Source organism: Labrenzia sp. C1B70 (assembly GCF_000475395.1).
GTDB classification, from domain to species: Bacteria; Pseudomonadota; Alphaproteobacteria; order Rhizobiales; family Stappiaceae; genus Roseibium; species Roseibium algicola.
This window is the reverse complement of the sequence record NZ_AXCE01000032.1, coordinates 16,830-29,532: the sequence shown is the minus strand read 5'-3', so window position 1 is coordinate 29,532 and position 12,703 is coordinate 16,830. Positions and strand designations below refer to the sequence as shown.

The window sequence follows — 12,703 nt, the reverse complement described above, 5'->3', positions numbered from 1 at the left end:
CGAGAAATTCGCGCTTACCGTCCAATGATACGTTTGCGTGGGAACCATCCCGAGTAGCCCATCCCAACTGCGACTTCCCCGTATTCGATAGCTGAACATCCCACTCAAATGCTTGACCTTCCGTTCTGGATGGTCCACGCGTCCATTCATTTCCAAATTTGTCGACATACCCCTTGTTCGGACCACGTGGCAAAGGTGTAGTTCCATCCCATTTCTCCGGAGGAACGAATCTTATCTTCCCTGAACTCGGCAACTGAGCCTCTTTGACACGAGCAGACTTCGTCCAGACCTTCCCGGAGCTCAGCGTACCCGGCGGGTACGGTGATTGTTCTGGAGGTACGGAATCAACGTTCGGGCCCTTGTATCCTCCCTTTGTCGCCTTTGTTTTTCCAACAAACTTCGGAGCGAGAGCGAGTCTTACTGTGGTGAAGCTGGTTCCCGGCCCACCGACCGCAGATGCGTCGCTTACATAAGAAATGACTGCCGGATCCCCCACATCCAGCGGATTGGCAAAGAATAAGTCACCTGTAACCGTATTCTTATAGAGGAAACGACCATTGCCGTCTGTCGTTACAAGGTCTTCGCCATCTTCTCCGTAGCCTGTTACATACGGGCCGTTTGACATGGCCGCGATTGCGCCCATTGCCCTGACCGGAGCCGTGAGGTTCCCGTTGCGGAGCAGATCCGCCCAACGACCGGCATCCTCCGGGTTGGCGATCATAGTGCCGAGATAGATCTCAAGGCATTGACGTGTCTCTTCGTCGCTCAGGTTAATGACATACCCATTGGATGTCGTAACGGAGCAAGTTCCTTGTGCGTAGGCAGGTGAAACGAACAATTGCCAGAGATTAAAGCCATGTTGAGGGTTGCAACCAGCAAGCTGTGTCAGGATCGCTTCGTCCGAAAGGTGTCCCGCACGTTTGGCTTGGGCCAGGTCTTTTAAACCTGGGTTTTCATCTCCCATCCTTTCCATGACACTGGAAACGATTGAAGAAGCTGCGTGCCCAACCAGTTTGACGGCTTTGAAAGCATCCCTGACACTCGTATCACTCACATAAAGCTCAAACCCTTCCTGCTTCTGCGAGGTCACTTCCACCACCGCTTCCGGGTCGCGGTTGAGGTTGGAAAGTTGGGTTTCGGTGGCGGTGGTGTCTTCCGCCGCCTCCAGCTCCGCTTCGGTGCGCAGGGCTTCCGCGCGGGCCGTGTCGCCTTCGGCTTCCGCAGCGTCGGCCTCGGCTTCCAGGTCGGCGGCCTTGATGCCGTCGCCATCGCCGTCGCGCACGGTGATCTCGCCCTCGCCAATGGTGGCGCGGGCAACGCCCTCGGTTTCGGAGTTGGAATAGGCCCCTTCCACCGTGATGCCCGGTTTGGACTTGCCTTCCGGATTGGAGCCTATGCTGACGCCGACCGAACCGGATACCTGCCGGCCCTTGCGGTGAAGGTCGATATCCGCCGTTTCCAGACGCTCGGTTTCAAGGGTCAGGTCGCCGGAGCGCGAGGCGATCACCCCGCCGGTGATGGAGGTCGTTTCGCCGACATCGGCATTGAGCGCGTTGTCGGTGACGATGCCGGAGGGGGCGTTCACCCAGGCCGAGCTGTTGGAGCCCTTGGCCCCGTTGACGCTGGCCGAGGCGCCGAAGGTGGGCCCGGCGCCGTCTGCCCCCAGCCCGATGCCAACGGAAACCCCGGCGCTGTAGCCGCTGCTCTGGTTGGAGCCTTCGGCCGTATCCAGCCGGCTTTCGATCGTGAGGTTGCGGCCGATGTCAAGATCGGCACTGTCGGCTTCAATCCGCGCTCATAAAAGCGATCAACCAAAGCAAAGCTCGATCAACAAGTTGGCAATGCAGCCCAGTGTCACTTTAAAAGTTCAGCGGTTTGATCCGTGTTACGCAATGGTTTTTTGATCTCCGTTTACAGATTCAAACACAGCACCCGTCACACCAGAACCTTCAAAACGCCTTTTAACCTCCTCGCTCACGATAATGGAGCCGAGGTGTTTTTTGAGGCGGAAAATATGATGATCTCCGGTCTTCGACGGATCTATAACCAAATTGAAAAATGCGCGGTACTGCCCCGCCTTGTCTGGCCGAACAGGATCGTTTTCTTCATACTTCTGAAACTCGGATCGTTCTTCGTCTACGCAATCAATCTGCGTTTCGATAATCATCACAAAATAATCTTGATCTACTTGTTTGTTTTCGATCTTAACTGGTTCTAGAACTACGTGGTGATAAGGTTCATCGACTTCTGGCAGTCCATCTAGAGCAGATTTAGCTTTTTTACTAAGAATTGGGATATTTCCAGAGTCCATTGTAAAACTAAAGTCTGTCTCCCTCCCAGCTCGATGCAAGTCGATTGGGTAAGTGCAGGGCTCCATGTACTCCAGGGGAGGGTCTACGAATTCGAGGTTCCCCTTATCTGTTTCATACTTTAATCGATCAAAAATCCAACGGTCAGCACTTTCATCAAGCCACATATCATCTCTAAGCAAATAGTATTTCATGATTTCATTGTCCTGTGAGCCAACGGTTAACTTGGCTTCCTGGAATTATGGCTTCAGACTTGATTCGGCTCAGCGTATTCTTAATTTCCATAGTATAATTTGGTCTACTCGGTGTAAGTCCAAGTACATCGTCATTCAAGCTCCCATAAACATACTGATGATACGCCTGTGGGTGTGGCCCTCGATGTCCAGGAATAGCAATTTTATTGATTTCACTATCAATATTCAGCCCTGCGTTGTCGAAAATTTTCTTAAACCGAGGAGTCCAAGCGGGCGTTTTACCGGTACCTATGTCACATTTATTGGTACAAACATGATGAATCGGAACTGAATTGTAGTCAGTTGGGGCAAACGTGCGGACCCCGCCTCCTTCGAGCGTGAAATAACCGCCATTTGTGTCACTGTAGATAGGCTTTCCATTATCCGAGTATCGACCGGTCGAAAGCTACCCCTCAGGGTTTTCTATCCGCTTGTATAAGAACCCTGCAAAGCTGTCCGCGTATCTTTTTTCATTTGCGCCAGCTTTCACAAAGACTGGATACTCTCCGTCATCATCTTGGGTCGATGTGTCAAAATAGAAAGTTTCACCGAAATCATTAGAGCAAACAACCACAGCGGAATCCCTTGCAAAGCCCTGCTCTCTTTCACTCTTTGTTTGAAAAGCGATGTCGCCAACCGACAGGTGGGATAGAACGGGATATATTGCGAATATCTCTTCGCCATAAACGTGACCGCCGCCGTAGTTCTTGACAAACCAGAGATAGCTAGGGGGCAGCTTACAGCCAATCTTGTTTTCAGTTTCAGCAACTCTTTCGTCTGTTGGTGAAAGATCGCTGCTCGCTGTGCCGAACTCAACGCCATTGCCAGAGTGTTCGGCAATTAGTTTTTCTAACTCAGTTATAGACGTCATCATTGCCCCCAAGTTTGCCGAGCGATTTATCCAATAATTGCTCGACCATGTGCTCTGATCCCCGAAAACTGGATCGTTTTTGACTGGAGTTTTCCGCGCTAGGATCTCGGCTGGGAGAAGGAGCGGAAGCGATGAAGGCATCGAAGTTTTCGGGGATCAGAGCAGATACAGCAAAACTCCAACCTCCGGCGATCCAAACTTCGGGCTCAGTGCATCATTTCACTCGACTTTGAATGAAGGCGCGCCGAAATATGGGATCAAAGTGATCGTCTGTGCTTTTTAAAGGCTTCTCGCGTTGCGGTTTGCACCCGAGGGAAATACTGGTTCAAGTCTCTCAGAAACATCAGCGTGGAGAGAGCTTCGGCACGTATTCTTGTGGTGTCTTCCACACTATCATATTCTTGTATTTCAGCACTCTTTAACTCCACCCAGTCCTCCAACTTTCTGCGAAGCAGCGATATCCTCTCCTCCGCACTAACATTTTCCGGAACAGATCGCTCCGTTCGAAGACCAAGAGCATTCATTTCTTCCGAGTGCGTTACGCCGAGGGCCCTATATCCAATCTCCTTGTTTTCGAAGAGCCTCCCAATTGCAGCTTCAAGTTCTTTAGATAAGCGCACCATTTACTTCCTCATTCGAAATCCAACCACGAGATTGGGTCTTCCCAGTTCGTTCGAGCATTTGCACGCCGCCGCACCTCGACCTGAGACACGAGCTTCTACCGGTTTGGCGCGCCTTGCAGGGCAAGGTCCCGGCCGGTTGCGACCGATACGTTGCAGCCCGCCGTCACATCCGTGTTGCTGTAATAGGTCCGCGACTGGCTGTAGGAACTCTGCTGGCCGGAGACATCCAGCCCCAGACACACATGTCCGACACGAAGAGAAACACCTTCTCACGAACTTCAGGGACTACTTGTTCGTTGTTTTGCTCAACGCGCTCCACTCCATTCAGGAGAAGGAGCCTCCGGCAAACTCGGTGTTGTTCACTTTTTCTGGGCAAGTCCATCAATACAAGTCTTGGCATTTCAGAGCGTATACTCCCGGAAACATCTTCTTGATGGGCAATCCAATTTTCTGAAGATACCAACTGATATCCGTACAACTTTCTCCAACGGTCTTGCGCCCTCCTTCTACGCCAATTGAAAAAACACCAGCTGAAGGCAGCAAAAACAAAAAGTAGTGTCCCTCTCCATCAATCTGAATTTGCGCATAAATACCAGATACATCTTTGCTTTCGAATGATAATTTCACTATTTCCGTGTAATCATTTTCATCGCAAATTAATTCTCGATATTCCCTGCCATCCTCATCTTCAACGGTTAAGCGAAGTGTGCCGTCGAAATTTACGCGGGCAGCTGATTGGCGGAGAAAGGCAGCCAGAGCTTCGAAACTATCAGCATCTTTGAACGTACCTTCAATATCAATCGTAGTGAGAACCGACATCATTCAGACCTAGCGGGTCAAAATCAGCGTTTGCCTGATCAACCCTCCAGCCTTTTGAATCTGAGTTGTCGGTCCGCCCTTGCTTGGCAAACGTTTACCGCCAGCGAGAATATTGTCCACCGACTTATTTGTGGCAATTGAGGAACGCAAAAGAGCATAGACCACCCCTGTGGTTTCTGCGCCATCTGATGCGCGCAGGTCATCGGCTTGCGCAAAGACAATGCCTGTAGCCATCACATTTGCACTGGTGTGTGGCGGCGCGCGGGTGGCGTTCGTCAGAATGACCGGCAGCACGCAAAATTCCTGCGCCTCAACTGGATAAGTGACCCGTGCCCAATCTCCCGGTGCGGCGAAGGCTGCAACCGTCCCAAATGCTACGATTAGCAGCGCAAGTAAGGTTCGGATCAAGAGGCGGAGAGATGCCATAAAGCCTAACCGTCCAAAGAAACAAAAACAGCATCCCCAAGTTGAGGAAGCACTTCTATAGAATCAAATAGCAGGTCAATCTGTTGCCGCTCCGGCCACCATTTATGGCCAGAAAGTTTGTTTGCGTGAACCTGATTGCTGAATTTTATTGATACAGCCCCAGCTTCGAGCGGCACCTTATCAAGGTCGACTTCCAGACGCACGGCAACAATTGACTTGCCCGCCACCAAATCGACAGATTCTACAACTCCAATATCAATCACGGGGAATTCCCATACTATCAAGCTGGCTTCCAAACTCCTGAACTCGCGCTTGGTTCACAGCATGTTCAGCATCGGAAATCCCATAGGCCCTCTGATTATTTACCAGTCTAGTCGCCGCTTCATATTCCGCTCTAGCGGTAGCCCCAGCGTTCCCATACTGTGAAACCCATTGATCATAGCGGCCAGTTCGGTGCTGCCCGGAGTGGATTAACTCCTCAAAGATTGTGCTTGGGCTAGCGTCAGGACGGACGAGGATTGTTTCAGCGTTGAACGTGACTCCATCAGCTCCTCTGGTCTCAAGATATCTTAGCGCGTCCTCAGAGCTATCAAAGACTTTCCCCTGTCTTGCGAACGCCTCTTGGATTTTCGCAAATTGCTGAGGGTTCATCGGATCGAAGGACGTGGGACGCTGGCTGAAAAGCTCCCCTCTCCTATTTAAGGCCTTCACGTTTGCGGAGAAAGCTTCGGCAATCTTAGACCCAAGCCTTCTCGTAATTAAGGCACCAGCTTTTGCAACAGCTTCGCCGACAACGTGCCCACCTGCTTGCGCAATCAATTCCTCGGCCTGAAGAACTGTGATGTACTGCGACCAGGTCATTCCCGTCGTATCGAAGCCCAACGAGCTCTCGCTGGGTGGCGTCATCTTCAGGAAGGTGGCGAGGTGCAGCTCTTTCTGACCAATAGTATTGTAGAGCTTGAGCACCGTCTGGTTCTTGGTGCTCTTGCAGCTTGGCGCCTGGCAGTGCAAAGCCTCGTTCGCCAGCTCAAGCATCAAGACCGTATCATAGGACAGCCCGGATACGCTTTCGATGTCCCATTTGGTGATCGATTTCAGCTGAGCGCGGTCAGCGGCTGGCAAGTCTGCAAAAATGCGCGCTGCCAGAGCAGCCTTCGCATAGGCTTGAACGCCGGGATCAAGGCTCTCACAAAATTCTACGAGTTCGGTAAGCGTCTCCCGTTTGATCCCGAACATGAGATCTTCAATCGCAGTCTGAGAGCAGTCCGCAGCGTAGGCTGGAGTAACAATCCAGTTCAGCGGGTTGTACCGATTGTACCCTTGGCGACCGCCGCAGGCGGCCAAGCGCTTTAGCAGTTCGCGTTGTTGGGGAGACACATCCAGCTTTTCGATGGCCTGCCCTACCGCGGAAAGAACCTTGCCCAGGTCCCGCACCGCCGTATCACTCACATAAAGCTCAAACCCTTCCTGCTTCTGCGAGGTCACTTCCACCACCGCGTCCGGGTCGCGGTTGAGGTTGGCAAGTTGGGTTTCGGTGGCGGTGGTGTCTTCCGCCGCTTCCCGGTCCGCTTCGGCGCGCAGGGCTTCGGCGCGGGCCGTGTCGCCTTCGGCTTCTGCCGCGTCCGCCTCGGCTTCCAGGTCGGCGGCCTTGATGCCGTCGCCATCGCCGTCGCGCACGGTGATCTCGCCCTCGCCGATGGTGGCGCGGGCAACGCCCTCGGTTTCGGAGTTGGAATAGGCCCCTTCCACCGTGATGCCCGGTTTGGACTTGCCTTCCGGATTGGAACCTATGCTGACGCCGACCGAGCCGGAAACCTGCCGGCCCTTGCGATGAAGGTCGATATCCGCCGTTTCCAGACGCTCGGTTTCAAGGGTCAGATCGCCGGAGCGCGAGGCGATCACCCCGCCAGTGATGGAGGTCGTTTCGCCGACATCGGCATTGAGCGCGTTGTCGGTGACGATGCCGGAGGGGGCGTTCACCCAGGCCGAGCTGTTGGACCCCTTGGCCCCGTTGACGCTGGCAGAGGCGCCGAAGGTGGGCCCGGCGCCGTCTGCCCCCAGCCCGATGCCAACGGAAACCCCGGCGCTGTAGCCGCTGCTCTGGTTGGAGCCTTCGGCCGTGTCCAGCCGGCTTTCGATCGTGAGGTTGCCGCCGATGTCGAGATCGGCACTGTCGGCTTCAATCCGCGCGCCCTTCAGGGCAAGGTCCCGGCCGGTTGCGACCGACACGTTGCCGCCCGCCGTCACATCCGTGTTGGTGTGATAGGTCTGCGACTGGCTGTAGGAACTCTGCTGGCCGGAGACATCCAGCCCCAGGCTGAGGCTGGCGCCGGGGGCACCATTCTTGCCACTGGCGCCGACACCAAGCGTCAGCCCGATGCCCGCGGACATGCTGGAGCTTTCGCCCTCATAGGCGAGATGGTTCTGCGCCGATTCCAGGATGACATCCCGTCCCGCCGCCATGGCGATATCGTTGCCGGCGTCGATCCGGGCGCCCTTGGCGGTGATGTCGCGTCCCGCCTCCAGGGACATGTTGTTGCCCGCCGACAGCGTGGCGGTGCGGGCGATGGCGCTAACCTCCGACGAGCTGCTTTCCTCGCGGGAGATGCCGATGCCGATGCGCACCCCGGCAATGGTGCCGCCCTGGCGGATGGCGTTGAGCTGGTTGAGCGCGTCGACCGCCTTCAGCCCGGCGGAGACCGCGGAAAGCGCCTGATAGCCGAGATTGCCCTTGCCCGAGGCTGCCATGCGCGGCGCATCCGCCAGCGATTTCACCGGCCCGGAGATGTTTTCGAAGGCGCCGACCGACAGCGCGAAGGTGTCGATCTTGTGGCTTTCCGAATGGGCATAAAGATCGTGAACGCTGTCCAGGACGATGTCGCGCCCGGCGGTTATGCCAAGGTCTTCGTCGGCGGCGACGGAGGCAGCTTCGGAGACCACATCGCGCCCGGCATCGATGGAAACGTTCCGTCCGGACACCGCCGAGGTGACCTGGGTCAACGAGCTGGTGTCGGAGGTATGCCGTTCGGACTTGTAGCCGGCGACCACGCCCATGTTGCCGGTTTCTGCAAAGAAGCCGCTTTTCTTGTCGACCCGGCTGTCTTCGGAGGTGTTCTGGGCAGCTTCCAGGCGCACATCGCGCCCGGCCGAAAGGGCAACGTCGCTTTGGGAGGATACGGCGGAGCCCTTGACCACCACATCCCCTGCACCGGCCGAGATCTCCAGATCGCCGAGCGCGGTCACCATGGAGCCCACCTGCGTGGTGCTGCTGCTGTCGCGTTTCCTGGAACTTAAGGTCAGGAAGCCGCTTTTGTTGCGCGCGGACCGGTCTTCCCGGCTTTCCTCCGCCGTGCCGATGGTGACGTTTTCACCGGCTGTCAGGCTGGCCGTGCCGTCGCTGGCAATCAGCGAGCCTTCCACGGCAATGTTGCGCCCGGCCTTGAGGTCGGCCGCGTCTGCCGCCTGGATGGTGGATCCGGACACACGGGTCTGGCTTTCGCGCACATCGTAGCGGTTGCTGCCTGCCTGGCCACTGGCTTCGAAATGGCTGTCGAGCTCGATGGCGGTTACCACCAGGTCACGGCCGGCGTCGATTTCCAGGCTGCCGCCGCTGGCAAGATCTGCCCCGGTGATGCGGGTGTCGTTATCGCTGCGGATGGTCAGCGTGTCTTCCGCCGTCACCGTGCCGCGCTCATAGGCCCAGGTGCCGATGGCCGTGGTGCCGTTGCCGGTCGCCCGGGTTGCGGTTTCGATCGAGACAGTCTCGCCGGACAGGGTTACATCCCTGCCGCTGATCGTGCCGGACCTGTTGAGCAGGGTGCCGGCGGCGCTGGCGACCAGGGTTTCGTCGGCCTTGATCGTGCCGCGAACGTTCCTGATTTCCGCTGCCTCCAGCGTCGTGTTGCGCCCGGCGATGACAGCGCCGGTCTTGTTGAGGCCGGTTGTCGAGGCAAGGTAGAGACGGGGCGCGATCACCTCGACGCCGTCCACCACCGCGCGTTCGTACCAGACGATGTCGCTGGTCAGGAGTGCGATCTGCTCCTCGCTCAAGGACACGCCGAACGCCAGGTCCAGCGCCTCGGCCTGTGCACCCGCGTTGTCGATCAGCGTCTTCATCTGCAGGGCATCGGAGGTCTGGTCGGCGGACAGCCAGCGGCGGCCCGTCGCCCTGCGCACCTGCTCTGCCACATACTGGCTTTCGAAATAGGCATCACCAAGCGAGCGGATGTGCTTGTCGATGTCGGGAATGCCGACCGTATCCAGGAAATACTGCGACCCGAAGAATGCGCCAATGTCGACGAACGCGAAGCGCGTTTCGTAAAGGAACGGGCTGCTTTCCGGAGCGCGGCTGAAAAGCTGGCCGTTGAACTTGTAGGACGCAGGGTCGAAGGCCGGGGCCTGGGAGCTGGCGTTGAGCTGAACGATGGACGTGTCCTGCGTGGACTTTTGCAGCTTTTCGGGGGTGGAAGGCTCGCCGGCTTCGTTGGTGAGCGTGCCTGTCAGGTTGCCGATCAGCGATCCGCCGGCGTGGATGGTCGCGGGAACAGCATCGATGGTTTCGGCGCTCAGCGTCTTGCTTTGCACCCCATTGTCCAGAAACTTGTGCGAGGGGGCAAAACCCAGCGTGCGGGTTTCGTAGCTCGACCAGCTCTGGTGAATGGTGATGACCCGTGTCAGGGTCTTGCCGCCGTTGACGATACTGGTGCCGTCGATGCGCATGTCGCCGGAGACGACGATGTCGCTGTATTCGTTTTCCAGCGTGCCGACATCCAGCACCATGTTGCCGTTCAGCGCCGCGATGCGCGCGACCGGGTCGACCAGCTCATAGGTGTCTTCGGTGACGAAGATGGTCACCACATCGCCCGACCCCGCTGCACCGTCCTCGTCGGGGGCGAGCATCAGCCAGTCGTCATAAGTGCCGTTGTCCGGGTCGAACTCGGCAATGGAAGTCGGTGCGTAGTCCTTCCACCAGTTCTGGTCCCAGTCCGCTGCCGTGGCATTTTTGGCCGTGAGGATCTCATCGATCTTTTCCGGGTGCGGCACGAAAACATAGCCGCCGGGCCCGCCGCCAGTGTCCCAGAACTGGTCCCAGTCGCCGATGCCCCCGGCCGCCCAGTATTTGGAGAAGCCGCCCTTCAGCCAGTCGGGAGGATAGGCCCCGGCGACGACTTCATTGGCATATGCGGTCGTCTTGGTGTCGAAAGTGGCACCGGTGATGTTCTTCAGGCTTTCAGCCCGGATCGTCAGCGTTCCGGACCTTGCCTCGATGATCCCGCCCTTGCGGTTGATGATGCTGGCCGCCTTGGTGCCCGCCGTGCGGCCTTCCAGCGTCAGGCCGTTTTCGGCAACAAGAACGCCGCCATGGTTGTCCAGGCTGGCCGAGCGGATGGTCAGGCCGTTGCCGGCGTGAACGCCGCCCCGGTTGGTGAAGCTGTCCAGGCCATCGAACAGGGCAGCATCATTGGCAATGATGTAAGCGCCGGAGGCAACACTGGTGGTTCCGCCGTTGACCGTCAGCCCGCCGGTCGCTTCCAGTTTGCCGGTCACCGACAGGGTGCCGCCAATGGTCAGCTGGCCGGTTCCGTTCACGCGCAGCAACCCGGCAACGGTCAGATCGTTGACGCTGAGGTCCAGCGCGTTGGTGGCGGTCAGCCCCGGGGCGGCAGCGGCAAGCGTTGCAGTGCCGGTGATGCTGCCGGAGATATCCCGCGCCGCGACCGTCGCACCGGAACCGCTGAGGGAGAGCCCGCCAAGATCGAGTTCCAGGGAACCGACCTCCAGCGCGCCGAGCTGGTTCCAGGAGCCGGCGGTGATCCGTGTCAGGTCGCCGGACTGAATGCGGGACCCGGCGGCCACGTTGAGCGAACCGGATGCAGTCAGCGTCAACGTGCCGGCGTCCGTTATCGCGGCGCCTTCGCCGGTGACACCCGCAAAAACCTTGCCGCCGGAAATGTCGATCACCGGTGCTGTCAGCGCGACATGGTCGCGCGCGTTGACCTCGCCCGCCGTTGCCACGGTCAAACGGCCGGCTGCCGAAAGGGCAAGGTCTCCGCCGGAATAAAGCACCGATCCGGAGGCGACCGTGACGTCGCCAAGGCTGGAGGCGACATTGATTGCACTGGCGATCGATGCGCTGCCAAGGACCACGTCGTTTGATGCTCGCACCGTGTAGGTGTCGGCGGCAACGGTTCCCGATTGCTGAAGCGCGCCGACGTTGAAGGTGATGGCCTCGCCCGCCTGAAGGTGGCTGGCGGCGGAAAAATCGGCCAGGCCGGTCGTTGCCACCTTGATGGAGCCGACCCCTGCTGCCAGCGTGCCACCCGGCGCCATGCCCGCCAGGAGCTGCGCCTCGTCAAAATCGATGCCTGCCGCTTCCAGATCCACCTGGCTGCCGGCACCAAGGGTTGCCTCCTTGGCAACCTTGATATCGCCGCCGGCCTTCAGGATCAGCGTTTCCTGGCCATAGAGGGACGCATTTTGCTGAACCTCCACCGACCCGTTGACGGACCGGGCGCGCAGGGACTTGCGGGCAGACACCGTGCCGCCAAGCACCAGCTTGCCATCGGCGGTTATCTGAAAATCGCCGGTGGCTGCGGTCGCGCTTTCCGGAGCACGCACACCGACGCCGCTTTCCGTGCCGATCAGCTTGATGCGGCCGGCATACATGCCGCCAAGCGCGGAGGAATCAATGGCAAATTCCGGTTTGTCCGCCGCCGACCCGGCCTTGGCCGCAACCGAGCGGTTGGCATAGTCGTAGTCGTTGCGACCGGCAAAGACGCCGAGGTTCTCGCCAGCGTGGATCTTGCCGTTGATTTCGACCGCGCGCGAGACGATGTCGAAATAGTCGACGCTTTCCGCCGCGACGCCATCCGCACCAATGGTGACAGTGCCCCGGTCCACCGAGAAGCCCTTCAGCGTTCCGGCATCGACTTGCGGCACGCCTGTCGTCAGTGTTGCCCGCTGAATGTTGATGAAGCCGCAGCCGTTACAGGTGATGCCGTTGGGGTTGGCGAGGATGTAGTCCGCCTGCCCGCCGTGCAGCTCTGTCGCGCCCTGCAACAAAGACCGGTTGGACGAGGTGACTTCGTTCAAGATCACCGTTGCCGGGCCGGAGCCTTGAAGATTGGGGTTGCCGACAATGTAGCCGCCCAGGTTGCTTTGGCCGACACCCTTGGAATTGTTGAGGATCAGGCCGTTCTTGCCGACATTGAAATCGGTGAACTTGTTGTGGGACAGGCCCTGCGCATTTGGTGTGACGATGTTCTGGACCGGCACGCCGTTTGGCGCCGCGATGATCTCCGGCCGGTTGCCGGGCGCAGCAGCGCCATCCGGCGTCAACCCGCCGGCAAAGGCCGGCAGGGAGGTCTGGACCAGAAAGACGGTACAGAAGAAACCATTTAAAACGGACTTGATCATAAGCCG

Annotated in this window: 10 protein-coding genes; all 10 read right to left on the bottom strand. The window is 57.9% G+C overall.

All coding sequences use genetic code 11. The annotated features are described in order from the left end of the window. On the bottom strand, positions 1-1,666 hold a 1,666-nt coding region (locus tag Q666_RS66435), incomplete at its 3' end, for a polymorphic toxin type 17 domain-containing protein (protein WP_286158864.1). Positions 1,667-1,885: 219 nt separating this feature from the next. Continuing rightward, a complete protein-coding gene (locus Q666_RS66825) occupies positions 1,886-2,503 on the bottom strand; it encodes a DUF1629 domain-containing protein (RefSeq protein ID WP_031269573.1) in 618 nt (205 codons plus the stop codon). A gap of 4 nt (positions 2,504-2,507) precedes the next feature. Continuing rightward, a complete protein-coding gene (locus tag Q666_RS66970; RefSeq protein ID WP_353608403.1) occupies positions 2,508-2,825 on the bottom strand; it encodes an AHH domain-containing protein in 318 nt (105 codons plus the stop codon). 123 nt (positions 2,826-2,948) lie between these two features. Further along, on the bottom strand, positions 2,949-3,413 hold the full coding sequence (locus Q666_RS0133730; protein WP_031269571.1) for an SMI1/KNR4 family protein: 465 nt from the start codon (positions 3,411-3,413) through the stop codon (positions 2,949-2,951). Between the two features lie 257 nt (positions 3,414-3,670). After that, on the bottom strand, positions 3,671-4,036 hold the full coding sequence (locus tag Q666_RS54605) for a hypothetical protein (protein ID WP_023001575.1): 366 nt from the start codon (positions 4,034-4,036) through the stop codon (positions 3,671-3,673). A gap of 95 nt (positions 4,037-4,131) precedes the next feature. Further along, complete coding sequence (locus Q666_RS66965) at positions 4,132-4,278, bottom strand: hemagglutinin repeat-containing protein (protein WP_023001574.1); 147 nt, start codon at positions 4,276-4,278, stop codon at positions 4,132-4,134. Positions 4,279-4,417: 139 nt separating this feature from the next. Then, positions 4,418-4,855, bottom strand: a complete 438-nt coding sequence (locus Q666_RS54600; protein ID WP_152533409.1) for a hypothetical protein — start codon at positions 4,853-4,855, stop codon at positions 4,418-4,420. Positions 4,856-4,864: 9 nt separating this feature from the next. Further along, entirely contained in the window at positions 4,865-5,281 is a 417-nt protein-coding gene (locus Q666_RS54595) for a hypothetical protein (protein ID WP_023001572.1), read from the bottom strand. Between the two features lie 5 nt (positions 5,282-5,286). Beyond that, positions 5,287-5,544, bottom strand: coding sequence for a hypothetical protein (locus tag Q666_RS54590; RefSeq protein WP_023001571.1), 258 nt, complete (start codon positions 5,542-5,544; stop codon positions 5,287-5,289). Further along, positions 5,537-12,697 carry a hemagglutinin repeat-containing protein gene (locus Q666_RS54585; protein WP_023001570.1) on the bottom strand — a complete coding sequence of 2,387 codons (7,161 nt, stop codon included), beginning with the start codon at positions 12,695-12,697 and terminating at the stop codon, positions 5,537-5,539. The genes Q666_RS54590 and Q666_RS54585 overlap by 8 nt, the downstream gene beginning before the upstream one ends. Positions 12,698-12,703 lie beyond the last annotated feature (6 nt).

Coding starts and splice junctions, on each gene's coding strand:
- Q666_RS66825 (WP_031269573.1), bottom strand. CDS start 2,503: ATGAAATACTATTTGCTTAGAGATGATATGTGGCTTGATGAAAGTGCT.
- Q666_RS54600 (WP_152533409.1), bottom strand. CDS start 4,855: ATGTCGGTTCTCACTACGATTGATATTGAAGGTACGTTCAAAGATGCT.
- Q666_RS54585 (WP_023001570.1), bottom strand. CDS start 12,697: ATGATCAAGTCCGTTTTAAATGGTTTCTTCTGTACCGTCTTTCTGGTC.
- Q666_RS0133730 (WP_031269571.1), bottom strand. CDS start 3,413: ATGACGTCTATAACTGAGTTAGAAAAACTAATTGCCGAACACTCTGGC.
- Q666_RS54605 (WP_023001575.1), bottom strand. CDS start 4,036: ATGGTGCGCTTATCTAAAGAACTTGAAGCTGCAATTGGGAGGCTCTTC.
- Q666_RS54595 (WP_023001572.1), bottom strand. CDS start 5,281: ATGGCATCTCTCCGCCTCTTGATCCGAACCTTACTTGCGCTGCTAATC.